Raw genomic sequence first — 26,719 nt, 5'->3', positions numbered from 1 at the left:
CCAATAAAATTTTCAGCGATCATACAATCTTTTAACCTAAGAAGCGCGATAAGCGTGAGGGATTTTGGCTAAAAATCTGGAGCGAAATGGCTTGGAAAAAGTGAGCCGGGGTCGCGTACGACCGCACCCGTTGGCCCTGAGCATTTTTACAGGCCGTTGCAGCCCAGAGGTTTAGCCAAAATCGCCGCGTCAGCGCTTCTTAGGTTTAATGCCGGCGCGCAAAGATTTCACGAAAATTCTCACCCCAAATCCAATACACGCAAGCACGAAAAAAAGGCGACCCACCAGAGGTCGCCTTTTTTTCGTGCTTGCCGCAAAAATTCGCTTTGGGTTAATAAGCAATTGCTGCTTCCAGGAGCGAATCCCGGCCGGCCTCACGGTCGGCACGAGGGAAGTGAGGCATCTCAATTTCGGGCGGTACCCCGCGGAACTCATGCCATTCCCCGTTTTGGTCCAGGTAGATTTCGTTGCTAAGGTTCACCTGCCAACCGTTGGGCAAAACCATACCGAGGCTATCGGATAGCGCTCCGGCGGTAGGTTCTCCCAAGTGGGTCACCCGTGGGAGGGTTTTCATCAGCATGGTCATTATTTCCGCGGCGGAACCGGTATTGGAACTGGTCAGATACACCACCTCTCCCTGGTAGGCGGGTCGCTCGGGATGAGGCTTGGTCCAGTGACTGCGCCAGGGTAGGAAACCCTGACCGTGGCGACCCGTTTCGCTGTATGCCAAACGTTTCTGATCGGTGAACCGGCTAACAATCCGTTGGGCGAATACATCGCGACCACCGGGATTCCACCGGTTGTCAAACACCAACTTGGGGAGATCTCCCAGCTCCGCGAAAACTTCGTCCAAGCCGGCTTCCAAGGCGGCTTGGTCACCGAAAATATCCCCAAAATCGGGCACAAAACCCATGGTCATCGAGAACAGAAGGTAACCGGTATGTTCATCGATTTTGCCAAAGAGGATCCGGTTGTTGGCGGTACTTTTCAAGTCGGATACGTAGTTGGGTAGGATTTCATAGAACAAGCTGTTTTGTTCCGCCAAAAATGCGTCGAAGTCACCGCCGGGTTCAACGTCTTGCCAATGTTGCATGACATCCAGCACGTACGGACCGGGTTCGCCGGGTTCGCTGGACGCGAATTCAGATTCCAGACCGCCGTGACGGTCGTCGGTAGGACCTTGGAGGGCGGAGAGGATGTCGAACAATTCCTCTTGGGTGGTTTCGGCGTTCACCAAGGCACGCGCCTCGGCAACGGCTGCCTCCCAGTCGTAGTCAATGAATGGAAAAAAAGCGAAGTTTTCGTTAAAGGTGGTCACAAACGCCTCGAAGTTGCGTTCTGGGTCGGTGTCGATGGGACAGCTCCCCGGCATGGCTGCGACACGTTGGAAGTAATAGGTTTCCTGGGTCAGGGGTACCTCGACGCGCAGGACACCGTCTTGCGCGAGATAGAGTTCCAAGCCGACCACGTCAATCGGAGCCTGAAATTCAGCCTCGGCACAGGAACCGTCGAGGGTGCCAAACAAGGCAAAGAAGTTGTCGAATACTTCCATCATGCCGCCGTAACCCAAGCGACGCCAGCCGCCTTCCACTTCGCTGTAGTCGATGATGCGGCGCTCCGGTTGGCCGTGCAAAACCTCGGGATTTTGCACGGTGAGGTGTAAGAAGGCAAAACCAACGCCCAGGGAAACGGCAGAGACAGGCACATTGGCTTCGACGACCAACTGACCGCGCTCGGGCACGTTGGCGAAGGTGTCGGCCATCATGCTCACCACTTTTTGACCCGGTGCCAAGGAAATCGTCGCGGTATCGGCGGGACGACCATCGTTAAATTTGAGGGTCAAGCGCACATCGGCCGGTTCGAGGTTGGGATTGGTGAGGGCAAAGCCGGATTGGCGCTCGAGGTTGTTTTGGATCATTGGAAAAACAAGGCGATGCGCCCGTTGTTCTTGAAGAGGAACCGTGGCAACAGCGCCGGTAAGTTGGAACACGTAATTGAGTTGGCCTTCAAGCGTGCCGCTGGGATCATCGATTTCGAACCAACCGTTTTGGTTGGCTAAATCGGGGAACAAGGTCCGCAACGAATCGTCGAGCCCGCCCGCGGCGGGCACGGTCCAGTTAGTGACCCCGGCCGCCTCGCCGGCGCGATCATAAGCCGTAACCGTTACGGTTTGTGCCACGCGTTGGGGGTTGTACAAGGTAACGCGGGTGTCCCATGGGGACGAAACGCTGTAATGGGGGCAGGTAAAGATTTTGGCAAAGGCCGCACCCTGAAACAGAATAAACAAGGCGGTGGTTAAAAGGATTCTCATCGGAACATCTCCATTCGGGCAAGGATAGGTAGAACATCCAGAGCACGGATTGCCGCCCAGGTTCCGCTGTGGCGGAAACACACGAATCCCAATCCCCGTCGCGGGGAATCTCGGGAAAACAACAGGTGGTCGTGGGCGGTGGTCGAGGAACGGCGCCAAAAATGCGCATCGTTTTGGGCGAAAAGGGGGAAACGACCTTTATTACGGTGACCAACCGCGTTCATTGGTAAGTGATAATCGCGCAACCTTTTCCTTCGAACCGATGCGCCTTTTTTTGTGTTAATTTTTAAAGCCTTTTCTTGAAAAAAAGGCAGAAAACCCGCAAAGGGACGATCACCTATGGCGACCGTTCCTCGCGGGTTATTTTTTAACGCCGGCCTGTTAATGAACGTTAACTAGGGTTGGGTTAACTGTATGGCTTTTTCAAGAATCGAATCACGTTGATTTAACCGATCTTCACGTGGGAAGTGAGGCATGGTAATCGCGGCGGGAATGCCGCGGTATTCGTACCATTCACCCTGGTGATCTAAGTAGATTTCGTTACTAAAAGAAAGCGACCAGCCGTTTGGCAGAGCCAGGTCGAGACTGTCGGACAAAGCCCCGGCGGTTCGTTCGCCGAGATGGACGACATTGGGAAGGACCCGCATTAAAAAGGTCATCACCTCAGCGCCGGATCCGGTGTTGGAACTGGTCAGGTAAACCACCTCGCCTTGGTAGGGCGTGCGCTCGGGGTGGGGTTCGGTCCAATGACTGCGCCAGGGCAAGAACCCCTCGCCGAAGCGACCGGTTTCGCTGTAGGCCAAGCGACGTTGGTCGGCAAAGCGGCGTGCGGTTTGGATGGCAAAGGCGTCTACCCCGCCCGGGTTCCAACGATTATCGACCACCATCGCGGGCAGGTGACCCAAGTCTGCAAACACCTGATCTAACGCATCTTCCAGGGCAAACTCATCCACAATAAGGTTTTCACCGGAATACCCACTCATCTCACGGATCAACACATAGCCGGTGTGCTCATTGAGACGGCCCCACACAATCTTGCCATTGCCGGCGACCTTTAGCTCGCTCACGTACTGGACGAGCAGTTGCTCCCAAAGACCGATTTGTTGCGCATAGAATTCCTCGAATTCGGCAATTTCATTTTGATCCATAAAGTGTTGGTAGACATCCAGTTGGAAGGGGCCGGGCAAACCGCCGCCGACATCGTCAAAGCCGGCATCCAATTCACCATGACCGTCCCCGGTGGCTTCCAAAAGTTCGGACAATACTTGGAACAATGCGACAGGGCTGGTTTGGGCGTTTACCTTGGTGCGCGCGGCTTCGATCCGGGCGTTCCAATCAAAGTCCAAGGCGTCAAAGAAGGCAAAATGCTGTTGGTAGGCAAGCACAAACGCCTCAAAATTGGCTAGAGGATCCGGGTTAATGCCGCAGGGCTCGGGAAGCACATCGAGTCGCTCAAAATAGTAGGTTTCCTTGGTGAAGCCAACCTCGACGCGCAAAACATCATCCTCTTGGAAGAACATTTCAAAACGGAGCGCATCCATGGGCAACTCAAAATAGGGTGTCACACAGGATTCGTCGATGGTGTGGCGCAGCGCGACCTCGTCACCCACGATTTCCATGATGCCGGCATAACCAAGCCGGCGCCAGTTGCCCTGTACCTCGGCGAGATCGGTGACGGGCCGGTCCAAAACATGGCCGAGCACCTCGCCGTTTTGGGCTTTGAGTTGGAGGAAGGCGGGTCCAACGGCCAGGGCCAGGACGGACAAGGGTTCACGCGCGGTGACGATCAACTGCCCACGCTCAGGCGTGGTGTTAAACAAGTTATGCAACATGCCGACCTGTTTTTGCCCAGGCGCCAAGGCCAGATCCACCACATCGGCGGGACGGCCGTCTTCAAATTTTAGGGTTAGTTGGATGTGGTTTTCTGTTTGGCCGGGGTTGGTCAAGGCGAGGCCTGAATGCCACAAGCCATCGTTTTCTAGCAGCGGAATGACCTGACGCCGCCCGTGTTCCTCCTGGAAAGGCACGGTCGCGGCGGCGCCGGTTAAGGAAAAAGCATAGGTTAAATTACCTTGAACCACACCGCTGGGATCGCGAATTTCGAACCAGCCGTTGTCACTTTGAACCGCGGGGAACAAATCGGAAAAACCGCCGTCCAGACCGCCCTCGGCGGGAAGTGTCCAGACAGTGGTCCCGGCGGGACTGCCGTCCTCATGATAAGCGGTCACGGTCACGGGTTGGGCGACCCGTTGTGGATTGTAAAGGGAAACATGGGTGTCCCAAATCTCGGAGGTCCGATAGTGAGGACAGGTTAATACATTTTCTGTTACTGGTGTCTGAAATAAAAGAAGGGTTGTTAACAAAAGGATACTATTCATGGGGAAGTTTCTCCATTGGGGAAAGATAACGCCTTTACGAGGCGTGATGAACAACCGTAACGCTGACTTCGAGACATGGATCGACCCTGACACCGAGAAAGCGTTCAAGGCGGTTGGTGTTGATGACTCAGAGTTACGGAAAGGGGTCGCGGGACATGCAACACGAAACATGAGGTCGTGTGATCAAAAAACGCGTGTCGTGGACCGGCAAAAAGAGTTCGGTCCACGGTCCCGAGGCGCCGTTTCGTGGCAGCGAAAAGGTTCGGTTCAGGACTGAGACCAACCACACACAAGGGATAAGTGGCGACCCTGATCGAGAATCCTTCGCAAAAAGATGCGGCAATCACAAAAAAACTGAATTCAGGGGCGCAACAATCAACGAGGTTCCCAAAGCGAAAACCGCATGCTAAGCTGCAGCCACTCGAAATTTTCTCCTGCTTCGATTCCTTTATAGATAACCTTATTTTTCTCACGCCATAAATCGTCAGCTTACGACGGGATCCCTTCACACCGTGCCGGCACCACCACGAACCATCTCAGGCTACTAAGTACTTGACGCTCTCACGTTCGAGGAGAAAACAATGCTTCGCGTTAAGTACATGGACCGCCATGTCGGTCGTCTTTTATCTGTCCTGCTCTTCGTCCTCTGCTGCCAAACGAGTTTCGGCCAAATCGCCGCAACCCACATTTACCACAACCACATGCCCAACTTCTGGCCTTACTTTGACGTGGCGCGTTATGCCCAAATGGCGCCCGGCACACCGATTCGTTACACCTACGACGGGCAAGTGATCGACCTCAAAAACAATCCACCGGCGGGTTACAGCTTCTTCCTGCCGGACGGCGCCCCCATGCCCCATGACGACTTGGTCGCCTACTACACCCACCACGCCAAAACAGGCGCCTACCTGTACTGGCCGTGGCAAACCGCGCAGGCCAACGGCTGGGCCCATCCCCAAAGCCAAACCCATGTCACCATGTCGGCCTCGGTGATCAACAACGTGAACAGCTTCATGAGCACGCGGAATGTGCCGGGCTACGACAACACCGACTGGGGTCGACCTTGGCGCGACGTCCATTTCGGCCAAACCACCTCGGGCGGTGAACGGGCGCTCGACTTGATCCACTTTACCGGACACCACGCGATGGGACCGCTGGTGGGCAACGATTACTTCCTCAAAGACTTGATTTATCACAATGTTACCCTCGCGCAACCCTATTTCTTGGGTAGCAATTTCCGCTCGTCCAAGGGCTTTTTCCCAACCGAATTGGGTTTCTCCGAACGGCTGATCCCCACCCTCAACAAACTCGGCATTGAATGGTCGGTAATCGGCAACGTTCACTTCTCGCGAACCCTGCGCGATTACCCTTACCTCAACGATCCGGGCGTCGACACCCTGGTCTCACCACCCAACCGCGCCGACCTGCAAAACGAGAGCAACATCGGTCGTTGGGTTTCCCTGCCGATGTTCAACGAACAACAGGTCACCCAGAACAAGTTCCCATTCGCCTCGATCCCCCACTGGGTGCGTTACGTGGATCCGGCCACCGGCGCGGAATCACGCGTTGCCGGGATTCCGGTAGAACAGGCGGCCTCCTGGGAGGAGGGTTACCAGGGCAGCGTCACGGCGGGTGTGTTGCACAACTTCGTCGATGAGGCGAACCAAATCGGTCGCACCCAATACTTCGTGATCGCCCACGACGGCGACAATTCCTCGGGCCGCGCCGGTTCGGAAGAGACCTGGCTGAACTCGGGCCGGGTGACCTACAGTGAAGGCGGTGTGATCGGTATGGGTGTCGATGAATATCTGCGCGCCTACCCGATTCCCGACAACGACGTGGTTCACGTGCAAGACGGCTCTTGGATCGATACCCGCGATTCTTCCGCGGATCCCACCTGGTACCACTGGCACTTGCCGCCCGGTATTTGGCGCGGTCAGTTCTCTCTGTTCAACCAGGTCAACGGCACGAACTACGCGCCCAAAAAGAACCTGGACGGGGTTGAAGACGGCATGACGGTCTCGCTGGAATACGGTTACCACTACCTGGAACGCAACTTCGCGCTGCTGCAAGCTGCGCTGAACTACGCCCAAACAGCCGAGCAGATTTGGCTGGATCAAAACCCCGACCACTGGTCACCCACGACGGCCTTGGATCGCGAGGTCACTTATCCCGGCAACCAACTCAACCCGTGGATGATGAGTTTTCCGGTTAAAGGCGACGCGGCCAACAACTACGCGGGCGGCGCCAACCCGGCCGAACTTGCCTGGTACTTCCTGATTGCCTCCATCGATTCGGGTTTCGGCTACTACGATGAAAACATCGACGACCATGTCAAACCCACGATCAGCTTCAACCAATCGCTGCACTTCTCCGAACCCTACGTCAACGGTTTGGCCGCACACGACCGCACGGGTCCCTCGCTGTGGTGGCCGCAACGCTGGCCCTACAACCCGGGCAGTGCCAACAACGGCAAAGCGGAAGGCTGGACGCTGCATTACTTCGACCCAACCTTCGCAATTTACACGTACGGCTTTGATTTGGCGGGAATTAGCGACATTCACGTCAAGGTGCGCGTCCACCGCGACAAACGGGTGGATGCACGAGACAACACCTGCCGCGTTTACGACCCGGTCGCGATGCAAAAACAAGGGGTACCCAACATCGATCCCGACCGCGTGGGCCCCTGGCAACGTTTTTCGATGCAGAAACGCGACCTGACCCCAGACATCAACGGGGTGGCCTGGCAACCCACAACGCGGGAAACGATGAACATCGTGCCCGCGCAGAAAATCGGCGACCTTTACTACACCACCTTCGACCAGTTCCGCGACCAATTGCTCGACTACTACATCGAAGCAGTCGATAGCATGGGCAACGTGACCCGAAGCGAAATCCAGCAAGTTTACGTGGGCGCGGGCCGCTACCGCCGCGAAAACGGGAAGTTGGTTGAAGACGTTAACGGTTCGATTGAAGGGACCTATCCGTTCCTTACCGACCAAGCACCGCTGCGCCGCGCCACGTTTTATGTGGCGGACAACGGCGGTACGGTCGACCTCCAGATTCGCGACGAAAACGGTAGCTGGCAAAGCCAAACGCTGCAAACAGCGGACGGCTTCGAGGGTTACCTGACGACCGACCTCGCGGTCCGCGATCAGGGCGATCAGTTCACGGCGCGGGTTCGTCGCAACGGCGGTTCGTGGCAACCGAGCAACAGCGGATTCACAACCGGCTACGGCATTTGGACCATCACCGAAGACGATACCCGCTACGAAGGAACACCCCGTTGCAGCGATTGCAGCGTCACGGTTTACTACCGGCACGGCACCAACACGCCTTACCTGCACTACCGTTCGGTCGACGGGGCCTGGACAACCGCGCCCGGTTTGGCGATGCAACCCGCGGAGGTGGCCGGCACCAGCGTCATCACGGTGGCAGCCGACGGCAACGACGGCATCGAGGTCGCCTTTAACAACGGCGCGGGTCAATGGGACAGCAACAACGGCGCGAATTACCGCTTCCCGGTCGGGACCTGGACCTTCGACAACGGCACGATCAGCGCGGGCGCCCCGCAACCGGTCGGCGAACAAAGGATCACCATTCACTACCAACGCAACAACGGCAATACCGACGGTTGGGGCCTGCACCTCTGGGGCGAGGGCGTACCGGCCACGGATTGGAACGCGCCCCTGCCCTTCAGCGGCTCGGATACCTTCGGCGGCATCGCCACCTTCACGGTGGCCGACACGACGGAAACCATTAATATCATCGTGCATCGCGGCAACGAAAAAGACGTGGATCAGGACCGCGCCTTCCAAACCTTGGTCGCCACCGAAATTTGGCTCAAGCAAGGCGACGCCCAGGTGTATACCTCGGAGCCAACGGGAACCCAACCGGTCACCTCGGTCCGTATTCACTACTACCGACCCGACGGCAACGCCGGCGACTGGGGCCTTCACCTGTGGGGTCACGGTTTGGCGGACAGTGAAACGGAAACCGTGGTGAACGGGGCCCCGAGCACGCGCTGGGACAACGCGAAACCCTTTTCGGGGTGCGACGGTTTCGGCGTTTATGCTGACGTCCAACTCAGCAACGCGACCCAACCGCTTAACTTCATCGTGCACCGCGGCAACGAGAAGGACGTCAACGCGGACCGTTCCTTTGTGCCCCGTGACAACCCGGAAGTGTGGCTCATCCAAGGTGATGCAACCATCTACACCAGCCAACCCAACAACCTGTAAACCAAGCGGCGGTACTGTTCCCGAACAGCGCCGCCCTTTTTTAGGCGTCTTCGTTTTGGCGAACGCGGTCCTCAAAGGTTTTCTTCCAGGCGGCCCAACCAGAAGGCACCCGCGACGGTTTCGGTGCATCGCGCGCACAGGCTTTGAGTTGTTCGTCGAGTTCGCCAAAGCCGTCAAACCCTTGGCGGGCGATAAACACCAAACGGGTTGAGGGCTTGCGGTCCGCCCAAGGTTTACCCATAAACTGCTGGACACGACGGCCGGCCAAATGAACGACAATCTCCCGATCCACCATGTCTTGGCAGAAAATAAATCCCTTGGCGCGATAAATCTGAGTCGGTAGGGTCGTCAGCACCCTTAGCAATTGATCGCGATCTACCGCCGCTTCGATTTCTGTCGACCAGGTGTCGAACACCAAGGTGTGGTCGTCATGGTGATGATGCGGGTCACCGGTTCCATGGACATGGCTGTCCAACGGACTCAGGGCCCGATCTTGGATCGGCGCCTTCATCACCGGTTCAAAAATGAGTTGGCGCGGCACCTCGGCAAAACGGGTATGCACCACACGGGCATCTGGGTATTCGGTGCGAATCACGTTTTCGACGTTTTGGATTTTTTTTGCCGGGCAGACATCAACTTTATTGAGCAATACCAAATCGGCAACCACCAACTGACGATCCAACAAGTGAATGATCTTTGGGTCCGTTTCAAAAAAGTGCTCACTGTCGACCACGGTCACCAGGGTTTCAACCCGACATTTCGCTTTTAAGGGGCCGGTAAAAAAGGTCATTGCCACCGCGGTAGGATCGGAGACGCCACTCGCTTCAATGACCAACCGATGGGGCGCATCCTCTCCTTGAATCAAATCCAGCACGGTCTCCTGTAAATCGCCGCGGATGGTGCAACAAATACAACCGCCGGACAAAGCCAGCTTTTCACCCGAGACCCCGACAACCAATTCACCGTCAATGTCAATCGCGCCAAAATCGTTGACCAACACGGCAACCCGCTCCTCGTGTTTTTGGCGGAGGATTTGGTTGAGCAGGGTGGTTTTCCCACTGCCGAGAAATCCGCTGATGATGGTTACAGGAATCATAGACACATCCTTGAAAAGGGCGGTACCGCAAAGCTCGGCAACCGCCGCGGGTTTGGTTTAGAAATGGAGTCGATAAGACAAGGCCAGGTTGCGGCCGGGTTGAAGGACGCGATCTTTGAGACACTGGTCGTGGACACATCACCGGTGCCGAGCCCGCCCTCAAGCACCCGAATCCGATCACCGCTCATACCGCGAATAATGGGGCGGCCGGCGGTAGGCCCGAACGCGGTTTGGGTGACGCCGGGACGCGACGCCAAGGTTTCACCCAAGGAGCCGCCGCGCACCCGATCCAAGGCGACACCCGCCAACACATCGACAGCTTGGCTCATTTCACCCGTTTCACGGGCGGAACCGGTCACGGTCATGGTTAAGCGGGTGGTGGGTTGCGGTGCCAACGGCAGGTTCACGGATTGCGCCTTTTGCGCATTGAGTTTGACTTCACGGGTGGGGGAATCCTGGAACCCCACGGCAACGGCGCGCAAATGCACCACACCCGGTGTGACATTGTGGAACTGGAAACGACCGTCGCCACCGGTCACTTGTTTTTGTTGGGTTTCGACCAAAAGGACCTCGGCTTTGGCCAAGGCACGGCCGTCCGGGTCGGTGACGATCCCGGAGAGGGAAACGCCGTTTGCGGCGAAACAGGGCACAAAAAGGCCGATGAACCCTAAAATGCGGACATAAGACATGAAACGTTCTCCTAAAAACAAACGCGAAAAAACACAGCGACAACTCGAAAAAGCGTGTCGCTAAAAGCAGTTATGTAGGTTGGATGCGGGGCATTTTTTAAAACGAAAAAGCCGGCCTAACCGTGGCAGGCGGACCGCGAATCTGCCAACCGGCCTCTTCCCGGTGGATCGCACCCTGGGCCGCGGGCAACGGCGTCGAGGCGGCGTAAAAAGAGGCGCCGCGGTTGTCGGAACATGCAGGCGCAACCGCCGCAACGTGACAAAGAAAGCAACCCTCATCAGCATGAGGGGTATCCGATTCACCGATGGGTGTCCCCGGCGCCGCGAAGGTCTCGCCCAGTCGGCACAAGGTCGCTTCACCGGCACCGCACTCGGAGCGCGCGGCCATGCATTGGGCATGACCGAGATCATGCAGACCTTGAACGGCGAGGAGAAAACAAAGAAAAAAGCGGGAAACCCAGCAGGCGAACCGCGTGGGTTGTGGGGAACCAAACATCGGAATGAGCACCTTGAGCTCAATTTTCGATAATCCTATATCAATATCAAAAGGAAAGCGAACTTCTTTTCGGTTACCGCTCCCCCGCCCCGAACCTGCACACCATGCTGCTGTGCCTCATTTTTGATCGCGGCCGATCAACCTAACCCGCATCTTCCTTGGGTTCAGGCGGCGGTTCCAAGGGCATGGTGATGGTAAAACAACTGCCGTTGGGTTGGTTGGGACGGTAGTGAATTCCCCCGCCCATGGCGTTGAGCACGGAGCGGCAATAGCTCAAACCCAAGCCGTGCCCCTCGCGCGTGGCGTGGTCTTTGGTACGAAAAAAGGGCTCAAAAATTTGTTCGGCGTCCTCCGCGCGGATGCCCAGCCCATTGTCGCAAACCGAAATGGATGCGGTGCTTTGGTCCTGGGTTCCGGTGACCGTCACCGTGCCGGTTTCCGAATACTTAACCGCATTTTCAATGAGGTTCAGCACCACCCGCCGCGTGACCTGCAGATCGACGGTAATGGGCATGCTGTCCGGCAAGCGTTCCGCCAACGCCATACCTTTCATTTCCAATTCAGGCTCAAAGAATTCCAAACACTCGCGCACGCATTCGGCCAAATCGAAGGCAGAGGGTCGAAATACGGACAGACCGGACTCCGCCCGCGCAATCAGCAGCAAGGTATCCAACTCGGCGGTAATGCGATCACATTCGTCCACCACGGTGCCGGCCAGTTCCATATCCTCGTCATCACCACCGCGACGCAGCGATTGCTCCGCCAAACCACGCAAGCGCGTCATGGGCGTTTTTAAATCGTGGGCGAAATGATCCATCACCAGCCGCAGGTTTTTGACCAAAAACTGGACGCGATCCATCATCGCGTTAAAGGTTTCGGCGAGTTCGTTGGTTTCGCGGAACGCGGTCGGCAACGGAACCCGCGCGCTCAAATCATCCTGGTGGCGAATGGTTTCCGCCCGCTCGCGCACATGGCGCACGCCCTGCACGGCACGGCGCGTGGTCCAACCCAACAGCAGCAGCGACAGCACCAACGACAGCAAGGACCCCAGCCCAAAAACCAAACGGGTCATGCGCAAGGCCTCCCGCCGCGCCGATACATCCATGCCGATGCGCACCGTGGCGTCGGACGCGATGCGGTAGTAAAGAAAACGGGCGTCTTTTTCCGGTACGCGCCGCGATTCCCAAAAAAAGGCGTAGAGCTCAACATCGTCGCCGCGCACGGTGGAATTGACAAGCTCACCCCAAGCGGTGTCGTCGGAACTTAGGGCGACACGGCCTTCACCGTCAATCAGCTGAAACAAGCCGTTGCTCATGCCGTAGGCCAAACCAAACCGCGCCAAAATGCCGGCCCGCTCGGCCTCCACATCGCCGACCCGGTCCAGTTCCTCCACCAGGATCATGGCTTGCGAGGTAAGGGCCGACTGAACTTGTTGGTCGAAATTGCGTTGTAACAGGCCGTCCAACACCAAAAAAGTCAGTAAAAAACACAGGCTGAGCACGGTCCCGGTGGACAGCATCAGGTGCCATTGCAGCGAGGGAAAACGCGTGCGCAAGCTGCACCTACACGTCGGGATTGAGCCGGTAGCCGGCGCCGCGCACGGTTTTGATCATCGACTTTGCGAATGGCCGGTCCACTTTATCGCGCAAAGCGGCGATGCGTACCTCGACAATGTTGGTGCCGGGGTTAAAGGTATAGTTCCAGACTTCCTCGATGATCATGCGTTTGGAAACGATCTCGCCGGCGTGTTGCATCAGGAAACGCAACAGTTCGAATTCTTTGTTTTGCAAGGCAATTTCTTGGCCCTCACGCATCGCGCGGCGTTCGTGTAGATCAAGGGTCAAGGGGCCGACGACCAGGGTCGACGCCGGGCGGCTGTTGCTCTGGGATCGCCGCAACAGGGCTTTGACGCGCGCGTGCAGTTCGGTGAAGGCAAAAGGTTTGGTTAAGTAATCGTCGGCGCCCAAGTCAAGCCCGCGCACGCGGTCTTCCAGCTCGGTTTTGGCCGATAGGAACAGAACCGGCACCGCCAATTCATGGGTGCGCATGTCTTCCAGCAGTTCGAATCCATTTTTTCCGGGCAACATCACATCGAGGATGACCAAGTCGGCCGGATCGCGCCGCAAGGTCGCAATGAGTTCGCGACCGTCTTCCAGCCAGGTTAAGCGATAACCTAAATCGTCAAAACCGCGTTGGACCAGATCGGCCACGCCTTCGTTATCTTCAACCAGCAGCAAATGCAAATTCGTCCTCCCCCGGGAATGCCTCTTCATGCGTAAGTGAATGGTGCTATTCTAGCGGAAACAGCGATGCGGCGGGTACACCGCGAAAGAGGGAAACCTTTGAATTGGCGAGGCATGTTTTGGTTGGTTTGGTGGCTCACCGCCTGGGGCTGTCTGCTGCATGCACAAGAAAACCCGGACGAATTGCCCCCGCAACAGGAGCGCCGTTGGCAACTGGGCATGTGGGCCGATCTGTTGTTCCTGGACAATGACCGCGAGGGCAACGAGGCTTTTTTTAAACCGGCCCATCTGAGTTTTTACGCCAAATACCGTTGGAACGACAAATTATCGTTTTTTGGTGAAGTCGCCGGCACACGAGAGCCGGACATTGGCGGGGTTTACGAAAGCGACGCCAATCTGGAACGCCTGTACCTTCAATACGAATGGCGCGACGAATTTAACCTGCGCCTCGGCAAAATTGACAACCAAATGGGGATTGTCAAACCCATCCATTGGCTGGTGACCCTCGACACCATCCGTCGCCCGATTTTGGAAGACAACAGTTACCTGCCCGCCAAGATTACGGGTTTAGAGTTGTTCGGCAAGTTTTACCTGCGTGACCACAGGCTGGCTTATAGTTTTTCCTTATCCGACAGCAACAACGAAATTGTCGACGATTCGCCGATTGTGCGCGCCAAAGGGGCGGGTCTGGATGTGAGCATCGCCAAAAGCCGGCTGTACCGCGCGGGCACGGCGGTGGTGTTTTACCGCGATCCGCGCGACAAAGACCGCAATGTCACCGGCGTGTTGCCCTACGTGGAATGGTGGGTGCTGCCCGGCCGTTTGCTCAGCCGCAGCGAATTCCTCAACATGCGCTTGGAAACCGCGAATCGAGATCACATTCAGGCGTTTTACACCAAACTCAAATGGCAGTTCAACAAACGCAGCTACCTCAACCTGCGCTACGACCGCGGCGACGATCAACGTTCGGTTGCCGGCCGTGAACGCACGGCCGGCACGGTAACCCTCGGCACCCGCATCGGTAACCGCTGGCGTCTTCGGGTTGAAGGGTCAACCAACCGCATTGAGGACGAGGCGCGTTTTGCTGAATGGAGCGCTTGGGCGGGGTGGCTGTTTTGAAACACGTCCTCTCCCTCCTTCTTCTGCTGGGCCTGAGCACGCCCCTGACCGCGCAGGACCTCATCATCGTGGTTTCCAAGAAATCCCCGATTAAAGAGATTAGCCTGTTCCAATTGCGCGAAATCTACCTCGGCAACATGAAACGGTTGGCCGGAAAAACGGTGCGCCCGATTCACGTCAAACCCGACGATCCCTTGCGTCACGCCTTTGAGGACTTGGTGTTCCCAGCCAATTTCGACGCGGAGGAATACTGGCAAAATAGCAAGCTTCAGGGTGGGCCAGACCCACCCCCGGCGGTGCGCGGCTGGGGTTTGGTATCGGCTTACATCGCCAAAAATCCCGGCTTTGTGGGTTACTTACCCGCGGAAAAAATCACGGAAGTGGAAGCCATGCAACTGAAGGTGGTAACGGTCGCAGGGGATTAAGCCGCCGTCTCGAAATTTACAGTGTTTTTTACAAAACCGTGTCGGGCCCGACAGGCAGGGACGTGACAGAATGTACACTGCACACAAACCACTTTAGGATCTCTGTTTATGTCGTCTGTCCTTCACGGCCGAACCCATCTGTTGTTGCACCGTTTGCTCGACAACCGTATCGGTCCACGCGCATTGCTGAAAAACAACATCGGGTTCGGCGTGCGCATGGCGTGTATGCTCGCATCAATCCATTTTGTTTGGATGTTTAGGCAACTGGCCGGCATGGTCTCCGATTTTTCCTTTATTTACCGCGGCTTCGTGTTCGCAACCGCCTGCCTCGGCTTGGGCTTTGCCATCTCCGCCTTTTGTAAATGGGCGCACCACGCACTGGAACGACGCATCGAAAACCTGCATGGCGAACTACACGGTGCCCTCGCCGCCTGCTGCGACCAAATCATCCAAAGCGGTGAACCGGCGTCAAACAGGTCGGCCAAGCCTCACCAGCCAACCCGCGGCTTAGCGTTGCGGCCGAGATCGCGCCCGGCATGGCTGCAATTCCCCATCGTCACAATCTTGGTGCTGGTGTTTGCCTACCTATTAATGCCCTACGCCCGGGGGCAGCGCGGCTTCGATTTGAACAAACCGCCCATGGCATCGGCCCGCTTTCTCAGCCCGTGGGAATCGCGCTTGGTGGTTTACCTCAACCACGACGGGCTGATGCGCATCAACCGTCTCGGCCTTCGACCCTACCTCCTCAAGCCGGAGGATTTCGCCGAGGAAGCACAAGCATGGCGCAAGGCCGGCATCACCAACTGTGTGCTGATGGCCGACCAGGAAACCAAGATCCATCGAATTTTCGCCATCCAAGAACAGTTACGCGTCGCCGGTTTCGAAAAAATCATCTACGGCGACGAAGTCCATCTATTTCCCTGAACCTAAAGAAGCGCCCCTTTTCTCGACGCGGATAGGGCCGTTATGGGGCGCTCATTCGCGCGGGTGGGAAGAACAGTTCGAAGTTGTCGATTTTCCAAGCGGTGAGCAAGGTGCCGCGCGTGAAATCGGGAAAACCGCCGTGGTCGACATAGGCCGAGGTCATCCGTGCCAGTTGCGCCGAGCCGTTGCCCGATACGGTGGTTTTCAGGCGCTGTCCGCCTTTCATGTGGCACAAGGTTCGCCACATACCGGGGATGGTTATGGTGGTTACCGGGAAACGCGGTCCCAGCGTTTTGAATTGGAGATCGGCAATGGTGGTGCCCCCGTCGGTGAGGATAAAACGATCACCCCTACGTTCAAAGTCACAGCGTTTTTTGGGGATGCCCCAGTTGCGATAGCCGTTGACGACGCTGTCCTCGCTGGACACGTAGATATGGGTAATGCTGGGGTAAAAGCCCATACCAAACCGAAAAATGCCGGGAATCAGCAGCAGCTCGCGATAGGGCCCCACCGGACTTTCGCGATAATCAACCAGCATGACGGCGCCGAAGGTCAGGGCCGGTTTGTCCAATTTGACGGGGTAATGGTGCTGCCAAATGCCGCTTAAATGACGATTGAACCGGTAGAACAAAATAACACCGTCGCCGCACAAGCGCCAAGGCGCCGGCGCGGCAAGGGGTGCCGTAAGCGCGGGAAGTACCATGTCCATAAAAACCTACTTCATGAATGAATGAGGAGCTGGAGGAATGAATGGTTAAGGAGGTCGGCCTTATTCTAGCAAGGATCCGCCTGCCAAAAGGACGAGAAGTTGACGCCCATGTCGAATAGCACCCAACCCACTTATACCCAAATTGAGCGATTCTTGGCGGCGCACGCAACAATCTGTTGGGCTGCAAGGTGCAGTAAAAATGCGCGACCTACCTTCCAAGTACGCGTCGTGCGCGACCCCGGTCCGCTTTTTCCAACACCTTTCGCTTCAACCCGCGGCGCGTGCCGCGGCGATACTTGCACACTTGCATCCACCCGAATCGCACACTTTAGGTTATAAGCGGTCAACCTTGCGGCAGATATCCAGCCAGGGTTCACTTTCTTGGATCTCGGAAGTGACGGTACAGCGCATGATGGGCACTTTTTCACGGCCATAGACTTTTTCTTGCAGTTCAGAAACCTCTAGGTCGACCAGCACCTCGACTTTGCCGATTTGCAGTTTGGCGGCGAGGAATTTGAACCCCACTTCGAAAGAATGTTTGGTTTTGTTGACCAACGCCACCTCGCGTTCGCCGACACACCACAGGTACATTTTGGTGGTTTTCATGTCGTCGAGAAAGGCTTCTTGCTCGCTAACGGCGAGCACGGCGGTGCCCTTGGGGTAGACAAAGTAACGGTCGGGGCCAAGGTCCCTTTTCAACGAGCCCACCTCTTCCGGCATGTCGCAATAAAACAAAACACGGCCCTTGATGTCGTGGGTTTTGTGGGTGACGCGGGTTTCGAAGTACACATCGAGTTCGGGAATCAGGACGTTGATGCTGTCCTCGCGCAGGGTTTCGGTAAAGCCAACCACCACACATTTTTTGGGATCGACACGTACGACCTCGGTTTTGTGACGGTTGCTGCCGTCGGCATAGGTGGCAAACACGGCCAGGTTCTTTTTTTTAACCTTGCCCAAAGCTTTTTCGGCTTTGCTTGGAAAAAAGAAACTCATGCACCCTCGCTGACGGCCAGAGTCAAACCCGAGGATTCGGGTTTTTCAATGAAGATTCGTCCTGCACTCAATAAATCACCTGATGGCAAATATCCTACTTTAAAAGCAAATCAAAGTGAACCACGGAACGGACTAGGTCAAATGGTTCAGGTAGGTCACATTATTTTTTTAAAATTTTCGGGGCCGGCGTGTCGGGGTAAACGATAAGCACTACGTAGGGGTAGGTATGGAATGAAACCGGCGCGCACACTTCGTGGCGACGTCCACCCGGCCATTCACGGCCAAACGGACGCTGCCCCATCCCATCCATGACGCGCCCTGTTCCCGACGAAATGCACCAGGAGTGACCCATGCAAAGGAGATCTTTCCTCACCAGCTTGGCCGGCGCGGTCGGCTTGGGCCTAACGGCGGCAAGTCCCGCCGGCGCCAACTGGCGCGCCCTACCCCGTCAACGTTCCGCCGTGCAAACCCGCAACACCGCCCGAAACTTAATCATGGTTCTCTTGGACGGCGGTCCCAGTCACGTCGATACCTTCGATTTGAAGGTCGGCCGGTGGACACCCAATTTCATTGGGCAGCAAACTATCGGCGGCTCGCTGCAATGGCCGATGGGCATCATGCCCAAACTGGGTGCGATGACGAATCAGTTCGCAATCATTCGTTCCATTTCCGCGATTGAAGCGGTTCACGAGCGCGCGGTTTACCATCTTATTACGGCCCACCGCCAAAGCGCGGCCTTGGCCCCCGAAATTCCCCACTTTGCCTCGGTGATGTCCCACATGATGGCGGGCCAACGCGGCCCCAACGATAAACTGCCGACCTTTGTCAGTGTCGGCACGGACGAGGCCCACAACGGCTTCCTCAACATCGACCACGCACCCCTGATCATTTCCGAGGAAGGACGCATCGCCAACATCGTCCACGGCATCGACGAAAACAGCGACCGCCTGCAACTCCTGGACGCGCTGATCGCCCTCCATGAAAACCGCACCGACGCGGGCGGTAACCACGCGCTGCTTCAGCAGAAGGCACGCCGCTTGATGGGCGACCAAGAGCTGGCCACCCTGCTGGGCGGGCTGAGCCAAGCCGACGCGGGAAATGGCGGCGGCGAGGAAGCGGAAGGCGGCGATGCCAAAGCGCAATTTGTGAGGCAATGCAAAACGGCGGTTAATGTGCTCGCGGCCGGACGCGGCACCCGCGTGATGCAGTTGCGGCTCGAAGGTTGGGATCAACACGAGAATATTTATGTCCAAGGCGAAGGCGGACTGAGCCATCTTGCGGGCGCCTTGGATGAAGGCCTGGCCACCCTTTACGCGGACCTCCAGGCCCAACCCGGTTTAAACGGCGGCACCCTCCTGGACGAAACACTGGTGGTCGCGGTAGGTGAGTTTGGCCGTACGGTCGGCAACCTCAACGCCTCCAACGGTCGCGATCACTACCCCTACGTGACGCCGGCCTTGTTGTTCGGCGGCGGCGTTAAAGGCGGCCGTGTCATCGGTCAAAGTTCGGCCGACGGCGGCGCGATCACCGACGCGGGCTGGTCCCATAACCGTTTCATGAGTATCGGCGATTTGGTGGCCACCATGTACAGCGCACTCGGCATTGATTGGACCCAGCGGTTTCTGGATACCCCCTCGGGTCGGGCCTTTGAGCTGGTTGACTCCATTGCAACCGGACCAGTCCACGAAATCCAAGAGCTTTTTGTTTAGGAGGCCGATCATGAAAGCTTATTTGCCCAAAATGCTGTGTTTCTTGGTTGGCGCGTTGTTCTCGCTTTCAGCCGCGGCCGGGTCGGCGCGACACACCCTCGAAAACACCCAAAACCCTCAACTGAAAGCGTTTCAAATGGTTAAACGCGGCAGTACACCGGCCGTCGACGATCTCACCTTCCTTCACCGCGTCCACCTCGATCTAACCGGGCACATTCCCAGTCAAGAAACCATCGCCGCGTTCACCGCCAACCCGAGCGCGAGCAAATACGCGGCGGAAATTGAACGCCTGTTCCAAAGCGAAGCCTACGTGGATCGCTGGGTCACCTTCCTTGCCGATTTATTGCGCAATGAACCGATTTTTGAGGACACCAGCGCACCCTTCCGCAACGCGATGCACAACGGCCTGCGCGAACACATTCGCAACAACACACCCTGGGATGTGCTTGCCAAAGAGGTGCTCACCGGAAACGGGAGCGCCGTCAACCCCTCGACCGCCTTTGGCTTTTGGGCGCGTGAAATTTTCCTGGAAGACTTTCGTCTGGAAGTGCTGGACAACCAGGTCGCCAATATCACCGAAACCTTTTTGGGCATTCAAACCAACTGTGTGAGCTGTCACGACGGCCAATACCACCTTGAACAGGTGAACGTGGGTTTGGTGGCCAAAAAACGCGAGGATTTCTGGGCGATGGCGGCGTTTCTTTCGCAGAGTTACGTTTACTATCCCTTCTCCGCCGAGGACGAGGATGAAAGCTTCGATGGGTTTCTCCAGAAGCTGCACTTGGTTGATCTTGATCGCGGCCAGGGCGACATGGAAGAAGGCGAACTTTTTGCGGATGAACGCTTTATGGACGGCGAATACAACGCCCAATCCGTGGCCGGTGAAGGCATGCGCGTGCCCCGCAACGGCGGCGTCATCCAACCCAAATACATGTTTAGCGGCGAATCGCCCCGACAGGGTGAAAGCCGGCGCGAGGCTTTGGCGCGTTTGATTACCAGCGATCCCCAGTTTGCCCGCAACATGGTCAACCGCATTTGGGCGGCGTTTTTCGGGGAAGGCTTTGTCCATCCGCTCAACGGTTGGGACCCCGGCCGCACCGATGCAGCGACGGCGGCGGCGCACCAGAGCACGGTTCAACCGCGCACCCCGGCCCTGCTGGATGCGTTAACCAACGAATTCATTCAGAGCGGGTTCGACCTGAAGTGGTTGCAACGCCGAATCGTCACCAGCGGGCTGTACCAGGCCCGACTCACCGAAACCGAAGACAAAAACGACTACCTCGGCTATTGGCGCAGCAACAAACGGGTACGCCGCCTGCCGGCGGAGGCGATTGTCGACCGCTATCACCATGCGCTGGGTCTTGAACAAAGGTACGTGTACCGCGGCAACATCCACGAGGCGGTCAGCAGCACCTGGGCCCTGCCCAGCCCCGGCGAACCCGAGGGTTTTGCACTGATCCATATCCCGGAAGAGAATTTTGACGAGGACAACCTGGTGTGGCTCAACGATCCCACCAACCTTGGTTTCCAATCCATCGCCGATTACTTCTACAGACAGGACACCGCCCATGAGTTGTTGGTGAATCTCGGCCGGGGCCGACTGATTGCCAACAGCCCGCGCGAAAACACCAGCACGGTGCAACGCGCCCTGTTCATGATGAACCAACCGGAGTTCCACGCCTACATGGGCGGCGGGTTTGAGGTCGAACTCGATGAGGAAGAAGTGGCGACCATCGGCAGGCTTTACTTGCCGGCCAGCCCCTTCCTGCAGGCGAAAATCAGTGAATTGAGCGACGGGCGACTCGATCAAGACGGGTTCCTCACTGAGATCTTCACCCGTTTCTTGTTGCGCGCACCGTCCGCCGCCGAACGAACCCTGTTCAAAGAATACTACCGGGGTAAGGAAATCTACCAAGGCGTGTACGACACGGCATGGGCACTGATCAATCATCCCGATTTCATCCATCAACGCTAATCAGCCAGGCGGATTGGGCCGCGCTTACCCGTGGCGCAAACCGCCTTCCGTTCCGCAAGGTGCGACCAATATTCAACCCGCAAAGCACACAAGGAAATCTGCTAAAAAGCACCAACCATTGCGATGACTTATATTGGGTCGAGCCGCCTTCGCCGCGGCGTTGCGACGCCGATGCCGCCGGTCACGACCTTGGTATAAACAATGGTTTCAGCTTCTTGGGACGGATCCCTTTGCGTTTTGCGGGCTTTCTCCGTTTCGGCACGCCACCGCGCCCATTCGCAACCGGCTTTTTCGGTAGAGCAGCCACCTGATCGACACGATTCGAACCCTCCCGCCGTTTTTCAAGAAACCACGGTGCATTCCCGATACCTTGGGCATAACCAACCATTTTGCCCACCAAAGGAATATCTGTTGTTTACACCTGCAATCCCGCCTTGTGAGAGGAGGCGGCTCGAGGCACTTACCGAATTGGAGATCCTCGACACCGCTTCTGAACCTTGCTACGACCAACTCACCGGTTTGGCCGCTGAAATTGCGGAAACGCCGATCGCGCTAATTTCCTTGGTTGATCCCACCCGCCAATGGTTCAAGGCCAAAGTTGGATTGGATGCATCGGAAACCACTCGGGAGATCTCTTTTTGCGGGCACGCCATTAACCACGCTGCGCCCATGGTGGTTCCCGATACCCTGGAAGACCCGCGCTTCCACGATAATCCGTTGGTATCCGGCCCGCCTCATATTCGCTTCTACATGGGATTCCCGCTGCAAACGAACACGGGTTACCGCCTGGGAACTTTATGCGTCATCGACCGCGTCCCCCGCAACCTGACCCCAAAACAAACCCTGCAACTCTCTTTGATCCGAGACCAAATTGTACGCCTTTTCGAGGCGCGACTTCTGTCGAAACGTTACCAAGAACAGCTTCAAGAAAGCCTGAATCTCGCCCATGAAAAAAGGCTGTTTCTCGCCTCACTGAGCCACGAAATCCGCAATCCCTTAAACGCCATCGTCGGCCTAACCGATTTGCTGTTGGCGCCCGACCACCAGGAAAAGGACCTCGATAGCATCCGCTATATCCGAGAAACCTGCACGACCATCTCCCGCCAGTTGGAAGACCTGCTCCACCATTCCCGCCTGGACCACGGCAAGGTCGAACTGGAAATCCGCCGTTTTGACCTGTATGAATTACTGCGACGTATCGTGGCTACCTACCAGGTGCCGGCCACCAAAAAAGGCCTTTCGCTTAGCTGGTCTTGGGATGAAGAACTGCCGCATTGGTTTCTCGGCGACGCCGTACGTTTGGAACAAGTTTTGACCAATCTCATCGGCAATGCCCTCAAATTCACCAAACAAGGTTCGGTGACCTTATCGGTTTCAGGCTATGAATGTGCCGAAGAAGGCCGACGTCTCAAGTTCCAGGTAACCGATACCGGCGAAGGCATCCAACCCAAACGCCTTGACCAACTGTTTAAGCCTTACCAGCAAGCCAACCCGAATACCTGGCGACAGCACGGTGGATCGGGTTTGGGGCTTTGTATCTCGAAATCGCTGGTCGAACTGATGGGCGGTCGTTTAACGGTGGAAAGTGACATCGAGGTGGGCAGTTGTTTTACCATCGAGCTTCATCTTACGGAAAGTCAACCGCCCCCGGCGAGGAACCAGCCACCCAAAGCCGCGGCGAAACCCAAGAAGATTCTGCTCATCGAGGACCATCCCATCAATCAAAAAGTGACCGAACGGCTGTTGCGGCGAAAAGGTCACCAAACCGTGGTCGCCGCAACCGGCCGCGAGGCATTGACACAATTCAAAAACCATCATTTTGACGCCCTTCTGGTGGATTACCACTTGCCCGATTGCAACGGCTTCACACTGGTACAAACCCTTCGCAAGATGGAAAGCGAGAGTGATTTACCACCCAGCCCCATCGCGGTCCTCTCCGGCGACAAGGACATTAAAAACGGACACTCCTGGCATGAGGAAAAGGTCCATTTTTTCATGGCGAAACCCGTCACCATTGAAGCACTCGAAACCCTGCTCGAGCATATTTGCAGCACGAATAATGATCGTGAAACCACCCACGACCTTTGATCTAGCAAGCGCGATAAGTCGCTGCGATTCGTCCGGCAAGGAACGCCAAGGGTCAGGTTACCTGATCAAAAGCCCCCCTTGGGGCTAAAGCCATTTTTGTCCAATTTACATCCTGGACTTTCCCGGACAAAAACATAGCATTCAAGACCTAAACCCATCTCGCCGCCTGTTGGTTTCGCCCACCACCCGCGCCCCTAAACACAGCGATGGGTGCGCCTTAACCATTGCTCTTCTAGCAGTTACACACCTCGCGATGCCGTTCACTACGCCGGCGCCGCGATGCACATTTTTTGAACCGGATAAAAAATTGCCGGGTAACAGCACCGCCGATTGCATCCTTCCTTGCACGTCCCGGCAAACCGTCATTTAATAAAGGGAACAACAAAAACAGAAATCCCCCTTTGCACTCTCGCCCGTTTTAAAGGGAGTGTCGAGGTTCACACCACCGGGCAAAGGAGCAAACATGTCGTTTCTCATCCCCGGCTTAGCCGGTTTTTTCGGCGTGCTCGTTATGACGTTTTTCCTAAGAAGAGCACGTTACCTGCACCTTCCTGAATCACAGATGGTTCGCGCCATCGGCTCACTCATTACCCGCAACTACGAAACTTCACTGTTACCCGGCACCTTGGTTCACATGGCCATGGGTACTCTCTTTGGCTACGGCTATTCCATGTTACTCAGCACGGCACCCATCAGCGGCACCAATCCCTTCATCGGGATCGCCTTGTGCTCATTCATGGGTTTGGTGCACGGCATGATTGTGACGTTATTTTTGGTCATCGCGGTGGCACAAAACCACCCGCTTGAACGCTTCAAGAGCCTGACGCCCGAGGACATGATGTCCCACGTGATCGCCCACCTTGCCTACGGCATGACGGTCGGATTTATGTTCGTGGTACTGCCAACCTACCTGGGATAGTTCGCATCCCAACAAAAGGCCCCGCATTTCCGGCCACCGTCCTCGCAACTTGATGGCGAGAAATGCGGGCCGATTAAGCAAAAAAAAAGACCCCTACAAGAGGGGTCAATAGTACTTGGAGAACATCCAAGTCCTGCCGGGACAAATCGGGTGTACACGGTGTAAGTGCCGGTATCAAAACGCTTTGGCGACATTGCCCCATTTCTTGGTGAGGCCTCGCCAAAGGGTTTTGACACGGGTACTGAACCCTGTCGTCTTGCCTTTCCTTAAGGCAATCCCGTTGCCAGGTTCGCGATGCCAAACTGAAAATTGCCGAGGGGTGGCACTTTCGTCACCCAAAGCACAGCAAAAAAACAACTTAACCTTTCACGGAAAAATTAGCACAGGAAACGATGACTGAAGCAGCGGGATGAACCGGCAGGATCAAGGCCGTTTTTTGTCACCCTTATCCTTCATTTCCGCGGGTCGGTGCCAAAAAAGGTCAATCGGTCAAATCGAGCATTGATTGCCGTTTACGGTTGACGGACAAACGGGTCACGTCCGGGCGGGCGTAATGACCGGACGGATCAAAATTCTGTCGCTCGCGCCGCACGAAGGACAGATCCAATTGGGCGACAAACACGCCTTCCCGATCCGTTTGCGGTTCCAGCAACCATGAACCGTCCGGCGCAGCCACACAGGAACCGCCGTTGTGAATCCAGCCGGCCGGCAAATTGGCGCGAATGGTTTCGGCGTGGGGAAGGTCGTCGGCAATATCCTCTCGGCGCAGCAGGCAACTAACCGAAAGCACATAGGCCCGCGATTCCATGGCAATGAAACGGGTGATGTCGCGGGTATTGCGATCACTTCCCGGCCAACAGGCAACGTGAACGGTACAGCCTTGGGCGTACAAAGCCGAGCGCGCCAGGGGCATCCAGTTTTCCCAACAATTAAGACCACCCACGCGGAAATCGTCAAGCTCATGAACGCGCAGGCCGTGGCCGTCACCGGGCGACCAAACCAAGCGCTCTTCATAGGTGGGTTGAAGCTTGCGGTGTACTGAGGCAATCCGACCTTGTTCATTCACATAAACAAAAGAACAGTAAAGGCTTTGGCCGCCGCGATCACGCGGACGCTCGATGATGCCCAGATAAACGGCGATGCCGGCCTCGGCGGCGGCCCGACAGACGGCGTCACAATCGCCGCGTTCCAAACACACGGCCTCGCGGCTGTAGGCGTCAAATATTTCTTTTTGCCGCGTATCATTAAACACGGCCCCACCGGTTACCGACAACCAGTTGGGATAACCGGGCACACAAGCTTCGCCAAAAACAACCAAGCGGCAACCCTGATCGGCGGCCTCTCGGATGGCCGCGACAACTTTGGCGAGGGTGGCGGTCCGGTTGAGCCAAACGGGTGCGATTTGGGCCAGACCGACGTTTAGGAATGAAGATTCAGGCATGGGATAGGGTTCCTCCTGTTGATGATAACGATCTAACAGTTGACGATCATGGATCATTCCGCAAGAGCAAACCCCACCCCCATCACCTGACGAAGCAGAACACCTTGTGAGAAAAGCGGGTTAGCCGCGACCGGCGGTTACCCCACCGTCAACCGGCAGCACCGCACCGGTAATCCAACCCGCGTCTTGACTCGCCAGGAACAACACCGCCGCGGTCACATCCGCGGGTTGACCATTGCGACCCAAGGGGTGGAACTGGTTGAAACCGGGCAACACCTCGCGTTTTTGTTCCGGGCTCAGGAAGGTATCGTACACGGGGGTTTCCACCACGGCAGGGGCAACAGCGTTGACGCGAATCCCCCGCGCGGCGAATTCAATCGCCAAATTGCGGGTTAAGGCGTGGACCCCCGCTTTGGCCGCGGAATAGGCGGAGGACGGCGTGGCGCCCACGGCGTGATCGGCCCACATGGACCCGACGTTGACCACGGCGCCCGTTCCCTGTTTCACCATTTCACCGATGGCGGCCTGGGATGCGAAAAAAGTCCCTTTTAAGATGATGTCCAGGTAATGGGCGAATTCCGCTTCGTCATGTTCAAGGAACGGGGTGGGTTTAAACACGCCCGCGTTGTTGACCAGCACATCGACACGACCGAAGGCGGTTTTGGCGAGGCCGATTAAGGAACGGGCGGTTTCGACAAGGGCGATGGAGCCGGCAAAAAAGCGCACGCGTTCACCGCTCGGATCGAGTTCACGCGCTGTTTCGGCCAAAACCTCGGCACGGCGGCCGTTGATGACGACCTTGCCGCCCTCGTTCAAAACGGTACGGGCAATGTCTTTACCAATACCGGTTCCGCCACCGGTAATCACGAACACCTGATCCAAAAAACGTTGTTGCGACATAGTAACACTCCTTAAATGGGGGTTGGCAAATCCACCACCTGAACCGCGGCGAAACCGGGTTAG

General features: G+C 56.5%; 19 protein-coding genes. 8 read left to right on the top strand and 11 right to left on the bottom strand.

Annotation, left to right across the window (positions count from 1 at the left end):
• Positions 1-331: 331 nt before the first annotated feature.
• Together J3U88_RS03305 and J3U88_RS03300 are read right to left on the bottom strand one after the other, a co-directional pair.
• On the bottom strand, positions 332-2,311 hold the full coding sequence (locus J3U88_RS03305) for a S41 family peptidase (protein ID WP_207856708.1): 1,980 nt from the start codon (positions 2,309-2,311) through the stop codon (positions 332-334).
• 395 nt (positions 2,312-2,706) lie between these two features.
• A complete protein-coding gene (locus J3U88_RS03300; protein WP_207856707.1) occupies positions 2,707-4,689 on the bottom strand; it encodes a S41 family peptidase in 1,983 nt (660 codons plus the stop codon).
• Between the two features lie 581 nt (positions 4,690-5,270).
• Here J3U88_RS03300 and J3U88_RS03295 point away from each other — a divergent pair.
• Positions 5,271-8,930, top strand: a complete 3,660-nt coding sequence (locus J3U88_RS03295; RefSeq protein ID WP_207856706.1) for a pullulanase-associated domain-containing protein — start codon at positions 5,271-5,273, stop codon at positions 8,928-8,930.
• 40 nt (positions 8,931-8,970) lie between these two features.
• On the opposite strand, the gene J3U88_RS03290 is transcribed toward J3U88_RS03295, so the two are convergent.
• From J3U88_RS03290 to J3U88_RS03270, 5 genes are all read right to left on the bottom strand, one after another.
• Positions 8,971-10,026 (bottom strand): CobW family GTP-binding protein, encoded by a 1,056-nt coding sequence (locus J3U88_RS03290; protein ID WP_207856705.1) that lies wholly within the window; start codon positions 10,024-10,026, stop codon positions 8,971-8,973.
• Positions 10,023-10,715: a carboxypeptidase-like regulatory domain-containing protein gene (locus tag J3U88_RS03285; protein ID WP_207856704.1), complete on the bottom strand. Its 693-nt coding sequence runs from the start codon at positions 10,713-10,715 to the stop codon at positions 10,023-10,025. Before J3U88_RS03285 ends, J3U88_RS03290 begins: the two co-directional genes overlap by 4 nt.
• 97 nt (positions 10,716-10,812) lie before the next feature.
• Positions 10,813-11,211, bottom strand: a complete 399-nt coding sequence (locus J3U88_RS03280) for a hypothetical protein (protein ID WP_207856703.1) — start codon at positions 11,209-11,211, stop codon at positions 10,813-10,815.
• A gap of 142 nt (positions 11,212-11,353) precedes the next feature.
• On the bottom strand, positions 11,354-12,766 hold the full coding sequence (locus J3U88_RS03275) for a sensor histidine kinase (protein ID WP_207856702.1): 1,413 nt from the start codon (positions 12,764-12,766) through the stop codon (positions 11,354-11,356).
• 7 nt (positions 12,767-12,773) lie between these two features.
• Entirely contained in the window at positions 12,774-13,454 is a 681-nt protein-coding gene (locus J3U88_RS03270; RefSeq protein ID WP_207856701.1) for a response regulator transcription factor, read from the bottom strand.
• Positions 13,455-13,553: 99 nt separating this feature from the next.
• Here J3U88_RS03270 and J3U88_RS03265 point away from each other — a divergent pair, with 99 nt between their 5' ends.
• The 3 genes from J3U88_RS03265 to J3U88_RS03255 all read left to right on the top strand — a co-directional run bounded on the left by J3U88_RS03265 (position 13,554) and on the right by J3U88_RS03255 (position 15,922).
• Entirely contained in the window at positions 13,554-14,573 is a 1,020-nt protein-coding gene (locus J3U88_RS03265; protein ID WP_207856700.1) for a hypothetical protein, read from the top strand.
• Positions 14,570-14,998, top strand: coding sequence for a type 2 periplasmic-binding domain-containing protein (locus tag J3U88_RS03260; protein WP_207856699.1), 429 nt, complete (start codon positions 14,570-14,572; stop codon positions 14,996-14,998). Before J3U88_RS03265 ends, J3U88_RS03260 begins: the two co-directional genes overlap by 4 nt.
• Positions 14,999-15,106: 108 nt before the next feature.
• Entirely contained in the window at positions 15,107-15,922 is an 816-nt protein-coding gene (locus J3U88_RS03255) for a hypothetical protein (RefSeq protein WP_207856698.1), read from the top strand.
• Between the two features lie 40 nt (positions 15,923-15,962).
• Here the strand turns inward: J3U88_RS03255 and J3U88_RS03250 are convergent, their stop codons facing one another.
• Both J3U88_RS03250 and J3U88_RS03245 read right to left on the bottom strand, forming a co-directional pair.
• Positions 15,963-16,631, bottom strand: coding sequence for an acetoacetate decarboxylase family protein (locus J3U88_RS03250; RefSeq protein WP_207856697.1), 669 nt, complete (start codon positions 16,629-16,631; stop codon positions 15,963-15,965).
• 333 nt (positions 16,632-16,964) lie between these two features.
• Positions 16,965-17,624 carry a hypothetical protein gene (locus J3U88_RS03245; RefSeq protein ID WP_207856696.1) on the bottom strand — a complete coding sequence of 220 codons (660 nt, stop codon included), beginning with the start codon at positions 17,622-17,624 and terminating at the stop codon, positions 16,965-16,967.
• A 350-nt stretch (positions 17,625-17,974) separates the two neighbouring features.
• On the opposite strand from J3U88_RS03245, the gene J3U88_RS03240 reads away from it, so the two are divergent.
• The 4 genes from J3U88_RS03240 (at position 17,975) to J3U88_RS03225 (ending at position 24,315) form a co-directional block, all read left to right on the top strand.
• The gene (locus tag J3U88_RS03240) at positions 17,975-19,333 is read left to right on the top strand and encodes a DUF1501 domain-containing protein (RefSeq protein ID WP_207856695.1); all 1,359 of its coding nucleotides are present in this window, start codon (positions 17,975-17,977) and stop codon (positions 19,331-19,333) included.
• 10 nt (positions 19,334-19,343) lie between these two features.
• Positions 19,344-21,308, top strand: coding sequence for a DUF1549 domain-containing protein (locus J3U88_RS03235; protein WP_207856694.1), 1,965 nt, complete (start codon positions 19,344-19,346; stop codon positions 21,306-21,308).
• 411 nt (positions 21,309-21,719) lie between these two features.
• Positions 21,720-23,396, top strand: coding sequence for a hybrid sensor histidine kinase/response regulator (locus tag J3U88_RS03230; RefSeq protein ID WP_207856693.1), 1,677 nt, complete (start codon positions 21,720-21,722; stop codon positions 23,394-23,396).
• Between the two features lie 463 nt (positions 23,397-23,859).
• On the top strand, positions 23,860-24,315 hold the full coding sequence (locus tag J3U88_RS03225) for a hypothetical protein (protein ID WP_207856692.1): 456 nt from the start codon (positions 23,860-23,862) through the stop codon (positions 24,313-24,315).
• Positions 24,316-24,796: 481 nt separating this feature from the next.
• Here J3U88_RS03225 and J3U88_RS03220 read toward each other — a convergent pair whose 3' ends face one another.
• Together J3U88_RS03220 and J3U88_RS03215 are read right to left on the bottom strand one after the other, a co-directional pair.
• Positions 24,797-25,756: a carbon-nitrogen hydrolase family protein gene (locus tag J3U88_RS03220; RefSeq protein ID WP_207856691.1), complete on the bottom strand. Its 960-nt coding sequence runs from the start codon at positions 25,754-25,756 to the stop codon at positions 24,797-24,799.
• A 120-nt stretch (positions 25,757-25,876) separates the two neighbouring features.
• Entirely contained in the window at positions 25,877-26,656 is a 780-nt protein-coding gene (locus J3U88_RS03215; RefSeq protein ID WP_207856690.1) for an SDR family NAD(P)-dependent oxidoreductase, read from the bottom strand.
• Between the last annotated feature and the right edge of the window lie 63 nt (positions 26,657-26,719).

The sequence above is a fragment of the Acanthopleuribacter pedis genome (assembly GCF_017377855.1).
GTDB lineage: Bacteria > Acidobacteriota > Holophagae > Acanthopleuribacterales > Acanthopleuribacteraceae > Acanthopleuribacter > Acanthopleuribacter pedis.
The sequence above is the reverse complement of the archived record's forward strand: the minus strand, read 5'-3'. Positions and strand labels throughout refer to the sequence as shown.